The sequence below is a fragment of the Streptomyces sp. NPDC002851 genome, assembly GCF_053591935.1.
Genome location: NZ_JBSFUT010000008.1, coordinates 63,530 through 83,521, shown reverse-complemented (window position 1 = coordinate 83,521; position 19,992 = coordinate 63,530). Strand labels below are relative to the sequence as shown.

Here is a 19,992-nt window from a genome sequence, read left to right as displayed (position 1 = left end):
CCTTGCCCGATGACCCAACGAGTCGGAGATGTCGGTGGGGTGTACCGATGCCCGCACCCGAGCCGGACGAAGAGGAGGGTGTTCTCCACCTCGGGGGCGTCAATGGCGTGACCCTGGTGTCCTTGCCTTCCGCCGACTACGGCAGCGCACGCGAGGAATGGGGCAGCCGCAGCGGAAACGACCTGGGGAATGTCCCGGCACGCCGCCCCCGGCAAACGGATCTGAACACACCAACCGCCGATGCCCCCAGCAAGGCCCATCACTCGGCACCGCCGCCCGTGCCGAGCCGGCACTGAAACACGCGTACGGCCCGGATATCGTCCTGCCATGACAGACGAAGACCCTGCCGATCACGTCGCCGCATGCTCCATCACCCCGCGTCTGGTGGAGCAGATCGTCGGCCTGGCGGAACTGCCGTTGGGCGACTGGGCGGTCTCCGATCGGCGATGCGGCGCCTGGGCTGGTGCGAAGTTGGCGACGACGTGCCGTTGGAGGACACGTTCGTCACCGCCGAGGGGCACCTCGCCTATCTCGGGGACAACCTCGCCCTGTCGTTCGCCCACTTCTACTGGGTTGACGGCGAGGACTGGGGCGAGGATTTCTGGGGCACGTTGCCTGGCTGGTCCAGCCACGCGAACGCCGGACGTGAGGTTGGGTCGCCACACCAGTACGTCGCGCTTTGAGCACGGCCCCGATGGGCGGTGACCCGAGTGCGGGCGGACCGTCTCATCCCGTCGTAGGAAAGGCCTGTTCGGTCCAAATGGTTTTGCCGGAGCGGGTGTAGCGCGTTCCCCACCTCTGGACGAGTTGCGCGACGATGAACAGGCCGCGCCCGCCTTCGTCGTCCTCGCCGCTGTGGCGCAGGTGCGGTGAGGTGTGGCCCCTGTCCGCGACCTCGCACAGGAGGGTGCGGTCACGGATGAGGCGTACTTGGATCGGTCCTTCGGCGTACCTGACCGAGTTGGTTACCAGCTCGCTGACGACGAGCTCGGTCGCGAACGACAGCTCCTCAAGGCCCCAGTGGTGCAGCTGTTGGGTGGCCAGGTCCCGGGCATGGCCCGCGGCGACCGGTTCTGCGGGCAGCTCCCATTCAGTGACCTGCGAAGTGTCGAGTTCGCGGGTTCGGACGAGTAGCAGGGCGGTGTCGTCCGCCGTCGGGCCGTCCGGCAGGAGTTCCGCCACGGCCCGGTCGCACAGTTCTTCGAGCGACACGTTCCGGTCGCTGAGTACACGCCCCAGGGTCTCGAGCCCGTGATCGATGTCGCGGTCGCGGGCCTCGACCAGGCCGTCGGTGAAGAGAGCCAGCAGGCTGCCCACCGGCAGCTCGATCTCCATCGACTCGAACGGCAGGCCGCCGAGGCCCAAGGGCGGACCAGCCGGCAGGTCCGGGAAGGACGGCCGGTCGTCCGGGCCGACGACGGCCGGCGGCAGGTGGCCGGCCCTGGCCATGACGCAGTGCCGCGAGACCGGGTCGTAGACCGCGTAGAGACAGGTCGCCCCGGTGGTCACATCGGCGTAGGTGCCGTCGGGCATTCCTGGCTCGCCCCACTGCTCCTCCACCGACTGCGCCACCAGATCGTCGAGCCGCGACAACAGCTCGACGGGATCCAAGTCCATCTGGGCCAACGCCCGTACGGTCGTACGCAGCCGTCCCATGGTGGCGGCTGCCTGCAGACCGTGGCCGACCACGTCCCCGACGACGAGTCCGACCCGGGTTCCGGACAGCGGGATGACGTCGAACCAGTCACCGCCGACCCCGGTCACGTCGTCCGTGGGCAGGTAGCGGTAGGCCAGGTCGACCGCTGACTGCTCCGGCACGTGTTGCGGCAGCAACTGGCGCTGGAGGGCCAGGGAGGCGGTGCGCTCACGGGTGAAGCGGCGGGCGTTGTCGATGGACACAGCTGTACGGGCGACCAACTCGTCGGCCAGTGCCACTTCGCCGCTGTCGAAGGTGGCCGAACCGGTGCCGCGAAGGAAGGTGACGAGTCCCAGCACGCTGTTCCCGGCCCGCAGCGGCACGACCAGGGTCGTGTCGTCGAGCACGAGCCCGCCCGAGGAGAGGCTGCGATCCTGCGGCGAACCAGACGGGTACTCCACGGCAGAGTGGTTCACGAGGGCAGGGGGAGGAGGCTGTTGTCCCGGCTTCTCCTGGTCGGCTTCCTCGGCCGAGCAGCGGGCGACCCGTACCAGAGAAATCGCCGCAGAGCCGCTGGTGGCCGGCACCTCGCCTTCCAGTACTGCCCTCGCAAGGTCGACCGTGACCGTGGCGGCGAACTCCGGTACCGCCACCTCGGCGATCTTCTCGGCGGTGACCACCACATCGAGGGCGGTTCCGATTCCGCGGCCTGCCTCGACGAGCAGGGCAAGGCGCCGCTGCGCCTTGTAGCGATCGGAGATGTCGAATGCGTCCTCGCACACTCCAAGTACGTGTCCGTCGGCGTCCTGGAGCCGGTAGTAGGCGCAGGACCAGACGTGGTCCGTTTCCGGGTCGCTGGGCGGCCGGCCCTGGAAGTGCAGGTCCAGAAATGGTTCTCCGGTATCCAGTACGTGATGCATGACCGCGTCGAGAGTGGGCGGATGCCCCTTGGTCACGAATTTTCCCTCGGAGTACAGCTGATCGGCCCGGTAGCCACGGAACTCGACGAACGGTTGTCCGATCTCCTGTTCGTACGCCGCGTTGCACCAGGTCAGGCGCAGGTCGGTGTCGTAGATGGCCAGGCCGAGGGGTGACTGGGTGGCCAGTCCGTGCAACAGGGCAAGCCGGGATTCCCACAGCCGGAGATCCTTCAGCTCCGTCACGACGAGGACGCGCGCCGCCGTGCCGGCGCCCGGCAGGGGACACACCGCGGTGGCCACGATCAGCTCACTCCCGTCCCGGTGCCGGGCGACGCGGATCTCGTTTCCCTGGAAGGGGAGAGGGAGGGGGAGAACGGGGGGCGTCGGGCCGGGTGACAGGAACGTGGCCAGGGGGCGGCCGACGATTTCCTGCGGTTGGTAAGCGAGGAGTCGCTCCGCCGCGGGGCTCCATCCGATGACCGTGTCCTGAGCGTCGACGACCGCCGTGGCCGCCCTGGTGACGTCGAGGGGACCACGAAAGTCAGCGCTTTGCTCCGCGTTCCATGCCGTCATGGCGCCACATCAGCCCCGTTCATCCCCTACAGAATCAGCCGTTCCCGGGGCAGGCACAACCGCGGTATGCCCACTCAGCGGAAGCCTGGCGGCGCCTCCAGCAAGCACGCGCCCGCTCGGTCACGCTTTCGTGCGGCTGAGCGATATATCTGGCACCGATCGTCGGGTTACAGGCGGAGGACGATCAGGGCGATGTCGTCGCGGGCGCCGCTGCTGAGGCCGAGGTGCGCGAGGAGGGTGTCGGCGAGGCGTTCGGGGCTGTGGTGGGCGTAGCGGGCGAGCGCGTCGGTGAGGCGTTGCAGGCCGGCGTCGATGTCCTCGCCACGGCGTTCGACGAGGCCGTCGGTGTAGAGGACAAAGGTGTCGCCCGGGCTGTAGGCCACGGTGGCCCGGGGGCGGGGGGCGTCTCCGAGGCGGGTTCCCAGCGGAGGGTCGGTGGCCTGGTCGAGCAGGTCGCAGGTGCCGTCCTGGTGGAGCAGGACGGGGGGTAGGTGGCCGGCGCTGCTGTAGGTGATGTGGTGCGTGTCGGGGTCGACGATGGCCTGGACGACGGTAGTGGTCTGCGCGCCTTCCACGTCCTGTGCGCACAGGTCCAGGACTTCCAGGGCCCTCGCGGGACCTTCGACGGCTCGGACGGCGGCGGACAGTGCGCTGTGGAGCATGCCCATGACCGCGGCGGCCTCCAGGCCGTGGCCGACCACGTCGCCGACCGCGACGGCGAAGCCGTTTCCGGGCAGATCGACCATGTCGTACCAGTCACCGCACACGTTCAGTGAACCGGTGGCGGGCAGGTAGCGCACCGCGGTGTCTGGATGCCGGGCCAGGTAGGGCGTCTTGAGCATGGCCTCCTGCAGGGTGACGGCGACCTGGCGTTCGCGGGCGTGAGCTTGGCGCAGTTCTTCGTTCAGCAGCTGGAGCTCACGCGCCCGCGCATACAGCTCGGCCTCCATCGCTTCCATGTCGCTGACCGGCTCGCCTTCTCGCGGTCGGGGGCGGGAGAGAACGAAGTGGGTCACGTCCTCCACCCGGTGGATGATCCACGCCACCTGCCCGTCGCGCCCGAGCACGGGGGTGTTGATCGGGGACCACCACCGCTCCTCGAACACACCGGGCTTTCCGGCCACGGGAATGTCGTACTTCTGCACCGCCATCGTGTCCGGCTCCTTCGAGAGCAGGACCCGGTGCAGGGAGGCGTGCAGGTTCCGCACCCCGTCGGCGGCGGGGTCCTCCGGATTGTCGGGAAAGGCGTCGAAGATGTACTGCCCGACCAGGTCCTCATGAGTGCGGCCGGTTGCCCGACGGTACGCTCCGTTGGCATCGACAATCACCAGGTCCGGGCCCAGGACCAGGTAGGGACTGGGAGTGGCCGCGAACAGCTCTCGGTAGTCGATCCGCGGTCTCGCCGTACCTTGCAGTCGTGCCGCCCGATCAGCGGGGTCCTCGTCCCTCACACCTTCGTTCTACCGCGCGACGAGACCCTCGGCACCTGCGCATACGACCCTCCTCGCAGCGGCGCCTCCGCTCTGCTTGGTCACTACGTGCATCAGGAAACGGCTGCGCTGCCACTGCAGGCCAACTACAACGCCCGCTGGACAGCTAAAGCGCTCGGTCACCAGCACCAGCACCAGGTGCCGCAGCATCCTGCCCACGTGCCCTCGTACGGTGGGCCGCATGAACCTCTTCAGCGGCGTGGGGATGGAGCTGGATCTGACAAATGGCGGCACCGAGGTGTTCGTCGAGACCCTCACCCTGGCCGTCTCCGACCTCGCCGAGGAGCCGTGGCACTACCGGTTTGCGGCGCTGCTCACCCGCCAGGACCAGAACGTCATGGGCCGCGGCGTGGTCGGCTTCCGCCTCGAGGACATCGACTGGGGATCCACCATCGAGCAGCAGGCACGGGCCAAGGACTTCGTGCTGCGGGCTACTTCGCTCGCCCTGCGGCGGCACCGGTGGGAGGAACTCGGCTACGAACCGCCGTACGCCGAACAGTATCTGTGGCAGTTCCACGCCATGGTCGAGGCGTACGAACCCGGCTCCGCACCGCGTCTGGACGGCGAGTTCCCCGGCCCGGGCGAGGCGGCGATCGCGTGCTGCGTGCGCCATCGGCTCCTCAGTGCCCTGCCGATGTGGGACGGCTGCGTCTTCTGCCACCACAGCTGAGCCGCGCTGGCGACGTTGCTGCTGATCCCTGCCGCAGGGCGCGCAGCCACCCGTTCCTCGTCGGCTCGCCGAATGGTGCACGTCGAACAGAAGCAACGCGTCGCGTCGTGCTATTCGAACTCGTGGCAACTGACCTTCCTGCTGATCTGATCGACCTCCAGCGCACCTCCTGGGAAGCCATCCGGAAAGGCGCACTGACCGTGGAGATCGCGGGCGTCCGCCGTCGTCGGAGCGAGCAGCGCCCGGCAGCCGCGCCACGGTGTCGAGACCATCGCCCGGCCGGAGTTCAGCGACGCCGAACTCCTGCGTATCGAGGCGATCCTCGCCAAGGACTGAGCCCCCGGAACGGATGCGCCCCGGCCCCGGCCCCGGTCCCGCGCCGGGGGCCGGGGCCGGAACGGGGGCAGGGGCCGGGGCGCACCCCCGTCACTTGACCGAGCCTGCCATCACCCCTTGCACGAAGTGCCGCTGGAAGGCGAAGAAGACCGCCACGGGCACGATCAGCGAGAGGAACGCCCCGGGTGCAAGCACGTCCATGTTGCTGCCGAACTGGCGTATCTGTGACTGCAGTTCCACTGTGAGCGGCTGCGCGGAGCTGTCGGCGAAGAGCAGTGCCACCAGCATGTCGTTCCACACCCACAGGAACTGGAAGATCGCCAGGCTGGCGATGGCGGGGCGGCCCACCGGCAGGATGAGCCGGGTGAAGATCCGCCACTCGGTGGCGCCGTCCATCCGGGCCGCTTCCAGCATTTCGCGCGGTATCTCGGCGAAGTAGTTGCGCAGCAGGAAGATGGCGAAGGGCAGCCCGTACGCGACGTGGAAGAGCACCACTCCCGGGATGGTGCCGAACAGGCCCAGTTGGCCGAAGAGTTGGGCCACCGGCAGCAGCCCGACCTGGACCGGTACCACCAGCAGGGCGACCACGAGCAGGAACAGCCAGTCCCGGCCCGGGAACTCCAGCCAGGCGAAGGCGTATCCGGCGAGTGCGGCGATCACTACGACGAGGGTGGTGGTGGGCACCGAGATCAGAACGGTGTTCCAGAACGCCTGGGTGATGCCCGCGTTGCCGAGCAGCGTGGAGTAGTTGTCGAAGGACAGCTGTCCCGGGCTGGTCAGGGCCGTCCACCAGCCGCTCGCCGAGTTGTCCTGCGTCGTACGCATCGAGGAGAGGAACAGCCCGGCGAGCGGGGTGACCCAGATGAGGCTGACGACGACGAGGAACGCCTGGACCAGGCCGTTGCCGAACCAGCGCCTCAGCCGCCCGGCCGACTGCTTGCGCACCGGCGACGGTGGCGCCGCCGTGGCGGGCCTTTGCTCCTTCGCGGGGACGGTGGCGGTGGCGCTCATGACTGGCTCCTGCGGAAGCGGCGGACGTTGAAGACCATGGCGGGGATGACCAGGAGCAGGAGCAGTACGCCGAGCGCGCTGCCGAGGCCCTGGTTGTTGCCGCCGCCGAAGGAGACCAGCCACATCTGGGTGGCCAGTACGGTGGCGTCCTCCTGCACCGGTCCTGGCGCGATGATGTAGACGAGGTCGAAGACCTTCATCACGTTGATCACCAGGGTCACGAACACCACGGTCAGCACCGGCGCGAGCAGCGGCACGGTGATCTTGCGGAAGACCTGCCACTCGGTGGCGCCGTCCATCCGGGCCGCTTCCAGCGTGTCGCGCGGCAGGGTGGAGAGCCCGGCGCCGATGAGCACCATGGCGAAGCCGGTCCAGATCCACAGGTACGCACCGATGATGGCCGGGGTGACGAGGGCGGGCCCGAGCCACGAGATGCCCTCGTAGGGTTCGGCGAAGTTCGCCGCCGGCAGCCGCACGGCGTATGAACCCGGGGCCAGATCCTGGAAACGGAAGGAGCCGTCGGCCGCGGTGGTGGCGGTGGCGACCGTCTTTCCGTCCCGTACGGCCTCGACCCGCATCTGCGGCAGTCCGCTCTCGGCCTTGTCGACCGCGCCCTGCTTTCCGCCGCCGCCGGGCGCGAAGTCGAGGTAGACGACTCCGCGCAGTTCGTCGCGGTCCGCCTGCCGGGTGGCGCCGGGGAGCGCGTTCTTCGCCCCGGCGGGAAGGTCCTTGGGCTGTACGCCGACGAGCCCGAGGTTGACCGTACTGCCCGGGGAGGCCGTTTCGTCGGTGCGGTACGAGCCGTTGGCGGCCTTGGTCAGGCCCTGCCCTTCACGGGCGCGGGCGGTCGGGTAGGAGGAGGCGTCCTGGAAGGCGTCGTGCACGCCGACCACGGTCGCGTTGAGTACGCCCTTGTCGGGGTCCTCCTCGTACGCCAGCCGGAAAATGATGCCCGCGGCGAGGAAGGACACGGCCATCGGCATGAAAAGGAGCAGCTTGAACGCGGTGGCCCAGCGGACCTTCTCCACGAGCACGGCGAGGATCAGTCCGAGTCCGGTGAGCAGCGTCGGAGCGACGACCACCCAGATGGTGCTGTTGCGGATGGCCGTGAGTGTGGCCGGGTCACGGAACATCTCGGAGTAGTTCTCGCCGCCGACGAAGCGGGTGCCCGAGGCGTCGAAGAAGCTCCGGCCGACCGAGAAGATGACGGGGTAGACGACGAGGGCGCCGAGCAGGAGGAGCGCGGGCAGCACGAACGCCACGGCGATGATGCGCAGTCGGCGTCGGGCTCGCCGCCGGTGGTCCGTGTTGCTGTCGTCGGGCGGGGAGCCCTTGGCGGTGGCGGGCCCCGCTGTGGTGCCGGGTGCGGTGACCGTGGTCATGACGGTCGCCTCAGCCTTCGTACGACTTGGCTGCCGCGTCTTCAAGGCGGACTGCGGTGGCGCGCGGGTCGGACGGGTCGCGGAGGAAGTCCTGGAGGATCTTCCACTCGCCGGTGCCCTTGGTGCCGCCGAAGGAGGCCGGGGCCTGGTCGGACATGTCGAACCGGACCGAATCACCCGCGTCCGTCAGCGACTTGGCGATCTTCCGGCTGGTGTCGTCGCCGTAGGCGGCGGGGTCGACCTTCTTGTTCGGTGAGAGGAAGCCGCCCGCCTCGGCCCAGACTGCGGCCGATTCGGGGCTCGCCAGGTATTCGAGGAACTTCATGGCGGCCTTCTGGTTCTTGCCGTCCTTCAGGACGACGGCCGCGTCACCGCCGCTGACCACGGGTGCCTCGCCGCCCTCGACCGCGGGGAAGGGGAAGAAGGAGAGGTCTGCACCGGCCTTCTTGCCGAACTGGTCCTTGGCTATGCCGGCGACGAAGTCGCCTTCGTACACCATCGCGGACTCGGGCTCGGGGCCGAAGACCTTCTCGACCGAGCCGGGGAAGTCGGTGCTCAGGGCGCCCTTCTGGCCTCCGGCGATCAGTTGCTTGTCGGCGAAGAGCTTGCCGAGGGTGGTCAGCGCCTTCACCACGGTGGGGTCGGTCCACTTGATCTTGTGGGCGGCGAGCTGGTCGTACTTCTCGGGGCCCGCCTGGGAGAGGTAGATGTTCTCGAACCAGTCGGTGAGCGTCCAGCCGTCCTCACCGGCGACGGCGAAGGCGGACAGGCCCGAATCCGCGACGGTCTGCCCGGACTTCAGCATCTGCGCGTACGTCTTCGGGGGCTTGACGCCGGCCTGGCCGAGGGCGTCGGGGCTGTACCAGACGGTCGACTTGTGGGCGGCCTTGAAGTAGAGGCCGTAGAAGTCGCCGCCGACACTGCCGTACTCCTTCCACACACTCGCGTAGTTGGTGTCGACCGACTCCTCGGTCGTCCGGGAGAGCGGCTCGAGCCAGCCCTTCTTCGCGAACTGCTGCAGTACGCCGACCTGCGGCACCATCACCACGTCGGGAGCGTTGCCGCCCTCGATCTTGCTGCCGACGACCGTGGAGACGTTGTCCCCGGTGGGCACGAACTGGGTCTTGGCGCCGGTCTTTTCGGTGAAGGCGTCGAGCACCTTCTGGAAGTTCTTCTGTTCGGTGCCCGACCAGACACCGGCGACTGTGATCGTCTGGCCGTTGAGTGGCTTGTCGCCGCCTGCGGTGGTGACGGGGCCGCCGCAGGCGGTCGCGCCGAGTGCGAGGACGAGAGCCGTGCAGCACGCGAGCGTGGTGGTGGTGCCTCTTTGCGTCATCGTGAAAGTCCCATCGTGTCGTCGGTGTTGTGGGAGGAGTGGTCGCTGATCCACCAGGCGGCGGTGGATCCGGGCAGAAGGTCGGCCGGGCAGGGGCCGCTGGCCAGCAAGGGGGCTCCGGGGACCGGTGCGGGCACCGGGGCGGTCCCGAAGTTGACGGCGCAGACCAGGCCGTCGCCGCGGACGAAGGACAGCACGCCGGGAGCGCTCTCCAGCCAGCGCAGCGTGCCCTCGCCGAGCTGCGGCAGGCTGTGGCGCAGGTGCAGCCCGTCGCGGTAGAGGTGCCAGAAGGAACTGGTGTCGGCGAGTGCGCGGTCGGTGGCGTGCTCGGCGAACCAGTCGGGCTGCGGCAGCCACGGCTTGACGTCCTCGGCGTCGGTGCTGAAGCCGAAGGGGGAGGCGTGGCCCGACCACGGCAGCGGCACCCGGCAGCCGTCGCGTATCCGCGCCCGGCTTCCGGTGCGGCGGAAGATCGGGTCGGTGAGCACCTCATCGGGCAGGTCGAGCACCTCGGCCAGGCCCAGTTCCTCGCCCTGGTAGAGGTACGCGGCGCCGGGCAGCGCCAGCATCAGCAGTGCGGCGGCGCGGGCGCGGGCGGTGCCGAGGCCGCTGCCCTCGGTGCCGTGGTCGCCGTAACGGGTGACGGTACGTACCTGGTCGTGGTTGTTGAGCACCCAGGTGACGGTGGAGCCGGTGCCCGCGATGTCCTGCATGGCCTCGGAGATGACCTTGCGGAATTGGTCGGCGTCCCAGGGGGCGCCGAGCAGGTCGAAGAAGAACGCCTGGTGCAGTTCGTCGGGGCGTACGTACAGGGCGTGTTCGCGGGCCGTCGGTACGGACACCTCGCCGACAAGGAGGCGCTCCCGGCCGTCGCGCGCGGTGTACTCCTCGCACACCGACCGCCAGTGGCGCCACACGTCGTGTACCTCGGGCCGGTTCCAGGCCAGCGGGTTGACCGAGTCGCGGGTGCGTGCGTCGGCCTCGGGGTCCGGCGAGTCGGGCAGTTCGGGGTGCTTGAAGAGTCCGGCGGCCACGTCGATGCGGAAGCCGTCGACGCCGCGGTCGAGCCAGAAGCGCAGCACGTGGTCGAAGTGGGCTCCGACCTCGGGATTGCGCCAGTTCAGGTCCGGCTGTTCGGGCGTGAACATGTGCAGGTACCACTGGCCGGGGCTGCCGTCCGGCTCGGTGACCCGGGTCCAGGCAGGACCGCCGAACATCGCGTGCCAGTTGTTGGGTGGCTCCTCGCCGTGCGGGCCGCGCCCCTCGGTGAAGTGGAAGCGGGCGCGGGCCGCGCTGCCGGGCCCCGCGGCAAGTGCCTCGCGGAACCAGGGGTGTTCGCTGGAGCAGTGGTTGGGGACGATGTCGAGCAGGACCTTGATGCCGAGCCGCCGTGCGCCGGTGACCAGCCGGTCGAATTCGGCGAGGTCGCCGAAGACCGGGTCGACGTCGCAGTAGTCGGCGACGTCGTAGCCGTGGTCGTGCTGGGGCGACGGGTAGAAGGGGCTCAGCCAGATGCCGTCGACCCCGAGTTTCTTGAGATACGGCAGTCCCGCGCGGACGCCGGCGAGGTCGCCGATGCCGTCCCCGGTGCTGTCCAGAAAGCTACGGACGTACACCTGGTACATCACCGCGTCGCGCCACCATATGTGCTTCACCCGTTGACCTGTTTTCTACGTGAAGAGGGGTGCGCGCGGCCAGAAGTAGATGCCGCGCCGTTATGCATGCATGTTAAGTAGGCATGACGAGAGAGTGTCAACGATTGAACGGAAAGCTGCGCAAAGCTGGGTGATTATGTCCGCATTTGACCTGGGCTCAGGTGCCCTTGATGGGCCCACCACCTACCTAACAAGTAACTAGGCGGGTCGGCTCAGCCCTGGCGACGCGCAATCGCGGCCAGTTCCCCGGCCAGCCTGCGCACGGCCGCCGCCGGCGACTGATGCTGCGTCATCGCGTCGTGCGCGACGGCCTGCACCGCAAGGCTCACCTGGTCGTAGCGCGGGCTCTTGGGGCGCGGCGCGGCCGCGAGCACACTCGTGCGCAGCGCGGGCAGATAGGGATACTCCCGTACCAGATCCGCATCTCGGTACAAGGCGGCCAGCACAGGCGGCTGCGCGCCTTCGGTGAGCACCCTGCGCTGGACCGGTTCGCTGGTCAGATACGCGATCAGGTCGGCCGCCGAATCCGGGTGCCGGGAATCCGCGTTGACCGCGAGATTCGAGCCACCGAGCACACTCGTGCCCGGCCCGTCGGCACCAGGCAGCGGTACGGCGCCGAATTTGCCCGCGACCTCGGAGTCCTTGCCGGAGATCCCCGCGTAGGCGTACGGCCAGTTGCGCAGGAAGAGCAGACGGCCGTTCTGGAACGCCTCCCGGGACTCCTCCTCCTTGTACGTCAGCGCCTCGCGCGGGATCCATCCGTCGCGCACGCCACGCGCCAGGAAGCCGAGCCCGGCGCGGGCGGCGGCGGAGTCCACGGTGACGCGCTGCCCCTCGTCGCCGAGGATGCTGCCGCCCGCCGAATAGACGGCCTCGGCCGCGTTGACGGTCAGCCCTTCGTACGGCAGGAACTGGCCGGCGTACCCGCCGAGCCCGTGCTTCGGGGCGATGGTGCGTGCCTGGCGTTCCAACTCCCGCCAGGTGCGCGGGGGCTGTTCGCCCTCCCGGTCCAGGATGTCCTTGCGGTAGAAGAGCATCCCGGCGTTCGTGACGTACGGGACGGCGTACAGCTTGTCGTCGTACGTCGCCGTGCCCACGACCGGCGGCAGGAAGCCCCGTAGCGGGAAGCGATCCCGGTCGAGAGGGGAGATCCACCCCGCGGCGGCGAACTCTGGCGTCCAGGCGACATCGATATTGAGGATGTCGAACCGGCCGCGGTCCGAGCGCAGTTCGGTGACCATCTGCGCGTGGGTCTCGTCGGCGGAGTCGGGCAGTTCGACGAGCGTGACCTTCTCGTCGGGATGCGTACGGTTCCAGTCGGCAAGGAGCGGACCGAGATAGTCCGTGAGGTCCCCGGCCGTGGCCAGGGTCATCGGACCGCGCCCGTCGTCGCGCGCTCCACCCCTGGGCGCGTCCGTTGCCACGTAACCCGAGACGACGACCGCGGCGACCAGAAGGCCCCTACCGGCGGCACGTATCCACCGCATAGGTTCCTCCTTGTGCACCGGCGCCGAGCACCCTCGGCGTGACGGGCCATGTATACCCGTTAGGCATGGGCGATACTAGGGTCCGCGACATAACGAAGAGGCGATCCGGACCACACTGCCACCAGCGGCCGGAATCACTGTGTAACAAGCACGCAGACAACGCAAAGGAGGAGAGCACGAGTGCGGCTGCCCCTCCTGGCTCTTCTCGCGGGCGGCCCCGCCCACGGTTACGAACTGAAACAGGACCTTGAGCAACTCCTTGGGCCTGAGTACCCTCAGCCGAACGTCGGCCAGATCTATGTGACTCTGGGCCGCCTGGAGAAGTCGGGGCTGATCGAGGGCGAAGACGTCGCTCAGTCGAGCCGGCCCAACAAGAAGGTCTACCGGCTCACGGATGCGGGACGGGAAGCGCTGCAGGTCTGGTTCGAGGAGACCTCGGTCGAATCGCGCGTGCGGGACGACTTCTTCATGAAGCTGGCCCTCGCTCCCCGGACCGGGCTCGCCGACCAGATCACCCTGATCAACAAGCAGCGCCGTCAGTATCTGAACACGATGCGTAATCTGTCGAAGCTGGCCGCGGCCGAAAACCGGGACAATCCCATCGCCAACCTGCTGGTCGAGGGCGCCATTCTGCATCTGCAGGCCGACCTCGACTGGCTGGAACGCTGTCAGGAGGAGCTGGAATGAGCGACACCCCCGCTCCCGTTCTGCGCGCCGAGGGCCTCGTCAAGACCCACCACGGCGAGGGCGCCCCGGTCCATGCCGTGCGCGGCGTGGACCTCTCCGTACGGCAGGGAGAGTTCGTCGCCGTCACGGGACCCTCCGGCGCCGGGAAGTCCACCCTGCTGCATCTGCTCGGCGGGCTCCAGCGGCCGGACAGCGGCAGCATCCGGCTGGACGGCGCGTGCACCGACTCCTACAGCGAGGCGCGCTGGGCGGTGGAGCGCCGTCGGCGCATCGGCATCGTCTTCCAGTTCTTCAACCTGGTGTCGAACCTGACCGTCGCCGACAATGTCGAGCTGCCCGCGCTGCTCGCCGGTACGTCTGCGAAGCGGGCCCGCGCCGAGCGCGAGAGCCTGCTTGCGGAACTGGGCCTGGAGAGCAAGGCGCGCAGCATGCCGGGCGAGCTGTCCGGCGGTGAGCAGCAGCGCGTTGCCCTGGCACGGGCGCTGGTCAATCACCCCGGGCTGCTGCTCGCCGACGAACCCGCGGGCAGTCTCGACAGCAAGGGCACCCGCGAGGTGATGCGGCTGCTGACCCGCTTCCACCAGCGCGGCCAGACGATCGTCCTCGTCACCCATGACGCGCGCCTCGCCAGCGCCGCGGACCGGGTGATCAGCTTCTACGACGGCCGGATAGCCGACGACGCGGAGCTCGACGGCACGGGCTCGCCGGGGACGGGCATATCCTCCGTGCTCGAACTGAAGGACTGAGCGTGCGAGCCACCTTGCGCTGGGCGCTCGCCGATCTGCGCACGCATCGCGGTGAGGCCCTTTTCCTCGTCCTCGCCACTGCCGGAATCGTCGCTTCGCTGCTGCTCGCTTCCGCGCTCTTCGGTTACGCCACCAACCCCTGGCAGCGCGTCTTCACCCGGGCCCACGGTGCCCATGTGTGGATCCACACCGGCCCCTCCGCCGACGCGGCACGACTGGCCGCACTGGACGGTGTCGAATCGGTGTCGGGCCCGTACCGCACCGCGTCCGCCATGGTGGAGTCGCGCGGGGCCCGGGTCACCGTCGAACTCCGCGGTGCCCACGAGAGCCCCCCGACCACGGGCCGCCCGCTCCTTGACTCCGGGCGGTGGCTCAACCCCGACACACCGGACGGCGTCGTACTCGAGAAGGGTGTCGCCCGCGCCCTGTGGGTCGAAGTCGGCGACACCCTGACCCTGCCGGGAGCCCCGCGCCCGCTGACGGTCCTCGGCGTCGCGGACCATGCCGAGCCCCGGTACCGCCCGGGGGAACGGTCCGGCACCGTCTGGGCGCTGCCGTCCGTCGTGGAGCGGGCGGGCGAGCGCACCGGACAGGTCGTGGGGCTGCGGCTGACCGACCCCGACGACACGGGCTACGCCGTACAGCGATCCGTCACCGAGCTCGGTGCCCGAGCCGTCACCCAGGTCTCCAGCTGGCAGCAGGCGCGCGCCGAGGCGCAGGGCGACACCCGGCTGCTCGGCCAGGTGCTCGGGCTCTTCGGGCTCGGCGCCCTGCTCGCCGCGGCACTGGCCGTGTTCGGCGCGATCAGCACCCGGATCCGCGGGCATCTGCGGGACATTTCCGTACTGAAGGCGATCGGCTTCACGCCGGGCCAGGTGGTCCGTGTCTTCCTCGCTCAGCATGTGGCGTTCGCGCTGCTTGGGACCGTGTTGGCGACCGTACTCATCGAGACGCTCGGCAGCGGCATCCCGGGCAGGCTTGGCGACGCGGTCCGGATGTGGCAGGGACTGCCCGGCCATGCGCCGGCGCTGCTCGCGGTCCCGGTCGGCGCGGTGCTGTTCATCGGCGCCGCCACCTGTCTCGCCGCCTGGCGGGCCGGGCGGGTTCCGCCCGTACCGGTGCTGCGGTCCGCGGCACCGGCGGGCGGCCGACTCTCCGGTCCGGCCCGCAGGGCGCTGGGGCTGCGGCTGCCGCCGGCCCTCGTCCTCGGCTGGCACCGGGCGTTCGCCCGCAGCCCCCGCTCGATGGTCACGATCGCGCGACTGGCCCTGCCGCTGCTGCTGATCACGGTCGCGCTCAGCGCGTGGACGACCATCGAACGCTTCGAGAGCACGCCCGAACAGGTCGGTGCCGCGGCCGCGCTCACGGCCCGTGCCGACAAGGGACTCGACGACGGAGAGGCGCGCGCCCTGCTCGAAGCCGACGACCGGGTCGAGGCCGCCCACCCGGGCGTGGAGGTGGCGGCGCTCGTACCGGGTCAGACCGGCACGATCGCGCTGCGCGGTCTCGGCACCCGCGAGAATCCGTATCCGTTCACAGTGGCGGCAGGGCGCCCGGCGCAGGGGCCCGACGAGGCGGTGGCCGGGCAGGGGTTGCTGGACCTCCTTGACGTGCAGATCGGTGACTGGGTACGGATGACGGTCGGCGGACGCCCGCAGGTCCTGCACATCGTCGGCCGCAGCATCGAGCCGGAGAACGCCGGCCGGGTCATCTCCACCTCGCTCGACACGCTGCGCGAGAACGACCCCGGGCTCCGCCCGACGCTCCACCGGCTCCAGTTGCGCCCCGACGCGGACCCGCGCGCAGTCGGCGCGGCACTGACCAGGGCATCGGACGGTCGCCTGTACATCCGCGAAGCGACCGACCCTGCCGCCGGGCTCTCCCCGTTGCGCGGCGTCGTACTCGGACTGATCGCCGTCCTCGGCCTGATCGGACTGACCGAACTGTCGACGGTGATCGGCGGCAGCGTACGGGAGGGCGAGCGGGATCTGCTGGCGCTGAAAGCCGTGGGGCTGTCCCCACGCCAGATCACCGCGGTCACGGTAACGGCCGTCGCCGGCACCGCCCTTGTTGTCGCCATCGTCGGCACCGCGCTGGGAGTGCCGCTCGCCCGCCTGCTGATCGATGCCCAGGGCCGGTCGAGCGGCATCGGCGCGGGAATCGCCCGGACGCCTTCACCGTGGCTGCTGCTCCTGCTGGGCGCCGCGGCGGTACTGGGCGCCGCCGCGCTCACCGCCCTGCCGGCCGCCCGCGCCGCCCACCGCCGCCTCGCGGACACACTGAGCGCGATCGCCTGAGGCGGGGCGGCCGCGCGGCAGTCGATGAGGCTGGCGCGCCCGGCGAGTTGGAGCGGCAGCGGCCCTGATGCTCGTGGTGGTGGTCACGCGTGTAGCGAGCTGACGTGACGTCATGTGGGCGTTGTTCGCGACCCGGTGATGTGTGATCGCTGTTGTTCTGATGTCCGGGCACTGGTTTCTCCGCCCGGTCCAGGAACTGATGAAGCACGTCTACCCGGCGCTGTGGTCGGTGCCGTCCCCGTCCGGGCCGGGGGTGTCCTGTCCCAGGCCCCGACGGATCGCGATCTCTACGGGTGAGTACGCGCCGTCGGCTCGCTCCAGTTCGTACGGCGCGGCCGGCATCAGCGGTGGCTGGGCCATGAAGCGCGGCCGCACCCCGTGGTGCGGTTGCGCCGCGTGCACCAGGAACGGATGGCACAGGAAGACGTCGCCCGGGGAGCCGGTGGCGAGGGCGAGTGGCCGGTGGTCGGACGCCGTCACCAGGTCGGGCGCAAGGGCGAGCCCGCTCGCCCCGTCCTTCCCGTACTTCTCCAGTACCTTCGGCACGTCGAGGTGTGAGCCGACCCGGATCCGGGTCGGGGCGTCCTGTTCACCGACCTCGCTGAACAGGAAAAGCATCAGCAGCGCCCGGCCCCGGGAGCGCAGATTGGTGAAGTACCAGCTCTCACCCTCCGGCAGATAGCTCCCCTCGATGTGCCAGCCTGCGTCGTCCGGCTCCTCCTCATGCGGGAAGCGCAGCGGGAACGTGCCCAGCGAGTAGCGCGGCTCCCAGCGTCCCGCACCGACGAGCAGGTCGTACGCGCGGTGCAGGCCAGGGGAGTTGGGCGCGGCGGCGAACGGCCCCTGCGCCATGCCGGCCACCCAATGTACGGGCTGCGTCCATGTCGCTGGATCGTCCGGGTCGCAGCCCGTCTCCCGCCACAGCAGCCGCGCGCAGTCCGCGGCCACGCGCGGTGCGACGGCGCCCTCCAGCTTCACGAAGCCGTCGCGGAGGAAGCGGGATACCAAGGTCGTGTCATCCATGCCCCCATCGTGCGGCGGCACCGGTCCCGATCACCCGACATTCTCCGCACCGCCTTTGTCGGGTGCTCACCGAGCTCCTTCTTGTCCCGCAGAAAGCCTCTGGCCCGGGTGAGCCGTGTCTCAGCTTGGCGGCACCCCTTGTCTATGCAACGAGTTGCATAACAGGATTCGGGTATGGCGCTTGAGCACGCGATTCTTGTCTCGCTGTTGGAGAAGCCGGGCTCCGGCTACGAGCTGGCCCGGCGGTTCGACCGCTCTATCGGCTACTTCTGGGCAGCCACGCATCAACAGATCTACCGTGTCCTCAAGCGCATGGAGAGCGACGCCTTGATCGACGCTCGCGCAGTGGCGCAACAAGCCCGGCCGGACAAGAAGGAGTACTCCGTCACCGCCCTTGGCCGGGCCGCCCTCTCCCAGTGGCTGCACGAGCCGATCGAACCGGAGAGCGTCCGGCACGAGCTCGCCGTGAAGATCCGCGGCGCGGCCTTCGACGACCCGGCCGCCCTGATACGCGAGGTCGAGCGGCACCGCCAGGCGCACGCCGACCGGCTCGCGCACTATCTCGCGGGGGAGCGGCGTGACTTCACCGGCCCCGAGGCGCCCCCGACTCTCGACGCAGGTCAGGAGCTCCAGCACGTCGTGTTGCGCGGCGGCATCGCGTACGAACGCATGACGCTCGCCTGGCTGGACGACGTGATCGCCACGCTTCACCGGCTCGCTCCCGAGAGCTGAACCGGTTCCACGCGCCGCCCGGAGCGCCCTCCCTCAACTCGCAAGTCCCAGCTTTCAACCCCCCTTTCAATACCGAGCCGGAAAGGCGAACATCCATGGCTGACCCGTTGCTGTTCAACCCGCGCACCTACGACCCGACGCACTTCGACCCCGAGACTCGCAGGCTGCTGCGCGCCACCGTCGACTGGTTCGAGAACCGCGGCAAGCGCCGGCTGATCGAGGACTATCGCTCCCGTGCCTGGCTGGCGGACTTTCTCGCGTTCGCCGCCAAGGAAGGGCTGTTCGCGACCTTCCTGACCCCCGCCTCCGCCGCCGGGCAGGCGCAGGGGGACAAGCGGTGGGACACGGCCCGGATCGCCGCCCTCAACGAGATCTTCGGTTTCTACGGGCTCGACTACTGGTACGCGTGGCAGGTCACGATCCTGGGGCTCGGCCCGGTCTGGCAGAGCGACAACGCCGCAGCCCGCACGCGCGCGGCCGAACTCCTCTCCCAGGGCGAGGTGTTCGCCTTCGGCCTGTCCGAGAAGAGCCACGGCGCCGACATCTACTCCACCGACATGCTCCTCGAACCCGACGGGAACGGCGGCTTCCGGGCCAGCGGCTCCAAGTACTACATCGGCAACGGCAACGCCGCCGGACTCGTCTCCGTCTTCGGCCGCCGCACCGATGTCAAGGGCCCCGACGGCTACGTCTTCTTCGCCGCCGACAGCCGCCACGAGGCGTACCAGCTGGTGAAGAACGTCGTCGATTCGTCGAAGTACGTCAGTGAGTTCAGGCTCGAGAACTACCCGGTCGCTCCCGAGGACGTCCTGCACACCGGCCGCGCCGCCTTCGACGCCGCCCTCAACACCGTCAACGTCGGCAAGTTCAACCTCTGCACCGCCTCGATCGGTATCTGCGAGCACGCGATGTACGAGGCCGTCACCCACGCCCACCACCGCATCCTCTACGGCCGCCCTGTCACCGCCTTCCCGCATGTGCGCCGCGAGTTGACCGACGCGTATGTCCGCCTCGTCGGGATGAAGCTGTTCAGCGACCGCGCCGTCGACTACTTCCGCTCCGCGGGACCCGACGACCGCCGCTACCTGCTCTTCAACCCCATGACGAAGATGAAGGTGACCACGGAGGGCGAGAAGGTCATCGACCTGATGTGGGACGTCATCGCCGCCAAGGGATTCGAGAAGGACAACTACTTCGCGCAGGCGGCCGTTGAGATCCGCGGGCTGCCGAAGCTGGAGGGCACGGTTCACGTCAACCTCGCCCTGATCCTGAAGTTCATGGGCAACCACCTCCTGAACCCGGCCGAGTACGAGCCCGTGCCGACCCGCCTGGACGCGGCCGACGACGACTTCCTCTTCCGGCAGGGGCCCGCCCGCGGCCTGGGCTCCATCCGCTTCCACGACTGGCGCACCGCCTACGACGCGTACGCCGATGTGCCCAACGTCGCCCGCTTCCGCGAACAGGCCGATGCCCTCTGCGAGTTCGTCACCACCGCCGCACCCGATGAGGAACAGAGCCGCGACCTCGACCTGCTCCTCGCCATCGGCCAGCTGTTCGCGCTGGTCGTGCACGGACAGCTGATTCTGGAACAGGCGCGCCTGACCGGCCTGGACGAGGACGTACTCGACGAACTCTTCGCCGTCCTCGTACGGGACTTCTCCGCGCACGCCGTCGAGCTGCACGGCAAGGACTCCGCCACCGTGGAACAGCAGCGCTGGGCCCTGGGCGCGGTCCGGCGCCCGGTCGTCGACGACGCCCGCTCGGCGCGTGTCTGGGAACGTGTCGAGGCCCTGGCCGGGACGTACGAGATGGCCCCGTAACCCACAGGAGCGCAGTGCCCGCCCGTCCCGGACCGCGGGAGGCCGGGGCGGGCGGGCTGGCTCGACGCGACGGACGCCGAGTTCCCCTTCATCCGGGGCCCGTGAGATGCGCACAGGCGGGCCGTGTGAATCTCACGTTCGTCAGGTGACAGACCGACGATGTTCGTGCCCTCGCGCTCTGTCATCGTGGG

The 19,992-nt window shown here is 69.4% G+C and carries 15 protein-coding genes; 7 read left to right on the top strand and 8 right to left on the bottom strand.

Features of this window, described 5'->3' with window-relative positions:
* The first annotated feature begins 482 nt into the window (after window positions 1–482).
* Window positions 483–683 carry a hypothetical protein gene (locus ACWD10_RS11265; protein WP_451089401.1) on the top strand — a complete coding sequence of 67 codons (201 nt, stop codon included), beginning with the start codon at window positions 483–485 and terminating at the stop codon, window positions 681–683.
* Window positions 684–726: 43 nt separating this feature from the next.
* On the opposite strand, the gene ACWD10_RS11260 is transcribed toward ACWD10_RS11265, so the two are convergent.
* Together ACWD10_RS11260 and ACWD10_RS11255 are read right to left on the bottom strand one after the other, a co-directional pair.
* Window positions 727–3,129, bottom strand: coding sequence for a SpoIIE family protein phosphatase (locus tag ACWD10_RS11260; RefSeq protein ID WP_451089399.1), 2,403 nt, complete (start codon window positions 3,127–3,129; stop codon window positions 727–729).
* A gap of 167 nt (window positions 3,130–3,296) precedes the next feature.
* Window positions 3,297–4,580, bottom strand: coding sequence for a PP2C family protein-serine/threonine phosphatase (locus ACWD10_RS11255; protein ID WP_451089397.1), 1,284 nt, complete (start codon window positions 4,578–4,580; stop codon window positions 3,297–3,299).
* Between the two features lie 220 nt (window positions 4,581–4,800).
* Here ACWD10_RS11255 and ACWD10_RS11250 point away from each other — a divergent pair, with 220 nt between their 5' ends.
* Entirely contained in the window at window positions 4,801–5,289 is a 489-nt protein-coding gene (locus ACWD10_RS11250) for a hypothetical protein (protein ID WP_451089395.1), read from the top strand.
* A gap of 426 nt (window positions 5,290–5,715) precedes the next feature.
* Here ACWD10_RS11250 and ACWD10_RS11245 read toward each other — a convergent pair whose 3' ends face one another.
* The 5 genes from ACWD10_RS11245 to ACWD10_RS11225 form a co-directional block, all read right to left on the bottom strand.
* Window positions 5,716–6,636, bottom strand: coding sequence for a carbohydrate ABC transporter permease (locus ACWD10_RS11245; protein WP_451089393.1), 921 nt, complete (start codon window positions 6,634–6,636; stop codon window positions 5,716–5,718).
* Entirely contained in the window at window positions 6,633–8,018 is a 1,386-nt protein-coding gene (locus ACWD10_RS11240) for a carbohydrate ABC transporter permease (protein WP_451089391.1), read from the bottom strand. The genes ACWD10_RS11245 and ACWD10_RS11240 overlap by 4 nt, the downstream gene beginning before the upstream one ends.
* A 10-nt stretch (window positions 8,019–8,028) precedes the next feature.
* A complete protein-coding gene (locus ACWD10_RS11235) occupies window positions 8,029–9,354 on the bottom strand; it encodes an ABC transporter substrate-binding protein (protein WP_451089389.1) in 1,326 nt (441 codons plus the stop codon).
* Window positions 9,351–10,979: a glycoside hydrolase family 13 protein gene (locus tag ACWD10_RS11230; RefSeq protein ID WP_451089685.1), complete on the bottom strand. Its 1,629-nt coding sequence runs from the start codon at window positions 10,977–10,979 to the stop codon at window positions 9,351–9,353. Before ACWD10_RS11230 ends, ACWD10_RS11235 begins: the two co-directional genes overlap by 4 nt.
* Window positions 10,980–11,221: 242 nt before the next feature.
* Window positions 11,222–12,496, bottom strand: a complete 1,275-nt coding sequence (locus ACWD10_RS11225; RefSeq protein WP_451089387.1) for an ABC transporter substrate-binding protein — start codon at window positions 12,494–12,496, stop codon at window positions 11,222–11,224.
* 180 nt (window positions 12,497–12,676) lie between these two features.
* Here ACWD10_RS11225 and ACWD10_RS11220 point away from each other — a divergent pair, with 180 nt between their 5' ends.
* From ACWD10_RS11220 to ACWD10_RS11210, 3 genes are read left to right on the top strand one after another with little or no spacing between them, the layout of a single operon-like run.
* A complete protein-coding gene (locus ACWD10_RS11220; protein ID WP_451089385.1) occupies window positions 12,677–13,183 on the top strand; it encodes a PadR family transcriptional regulator in 507 nt (168 codons plus the stop codon).
* Window positions 13,180–13,929 carry an ABC transporter ATP-binding protein gene (locus ACWD10_RS11215; protein WP_451089383.1) on the top strand — a complete coding sequence of 250 codons (750 nt, stop codon included), beginning with the start codon at window positions 13,180–13,182 and terminating at the stop codon, window positions 13,927–13,929. The genes ACWD10_RS11220 and ACWD10_RS11215 overlap by 4 nt, the downstream gene beginning before the upstream one ends.
* A 2-nt stretch (window positions 13,930–13,931) precedes the next feature.
* Window positions 13,932–16,226, top strand: coding sequence for an ABC transporter permease (locus ACWD10_RS11210; RefSeq protein WP_451089381.1), 2,295 nt, complete (start codon window positions 13,932–13,934; stop codon window positions 16,224–16,226).
* A gap of 210 nt (window positions 16,227–16,436) precedes the next feature.
* On the opposite strand, the gene ACWD10_RS11205 is transcribed toward ACWD10_RS11210, so the two are convergent.
* Window positions 16,437–17,249 carry a phytanoyl-CoA dioxygenase family protein gene (locus tag ACWD10_RS11205; protein ID WP_451089379.1) on the bottom strand — a complete coding sequence of 271 codons (813 nt, stop codon included), beginning with the start codon at window positions 17,247–17,249 and terminating at the stop codon, window positions 16,437–16,439.
* Between the two features lie 174 nt (window positions 17,250–17,423).
* On the opposite strand from ACWD10_RS11205, the gene ACWD10_RS11200 reads away from it, so the two are divergent.
* Both ACWD10_RS11200 and ACWD10_RS11195 read left to right on the top strand, forming a co-directional pair.
* Window positions 17,424–17,981: a PadR family transcriptional regulator gene (locus tag ACWD10_RS11200; RefSeq protein ID WP_451089377.1), complete on the top strand. Its 558-nt coding sequence runs from the start codon at window positions 17,424–17,426 to the stop codon at window positions 17,979–17,981.
* A gap of 95 nt (window positions 17,982–18,076) precedes the next feature.
* Entirely contained in the window at window positions 18,077–19,801 is a 1,725-nt protein-coding gene (locus ACWD10_RS11195; protein WP_451089375.1) for an acyl-CoA dehydrogenase family protein, read from the top strand.
* The last annotated feature ends 191 nt before the right edge of the window (window positions 19,802–19,992 follow it).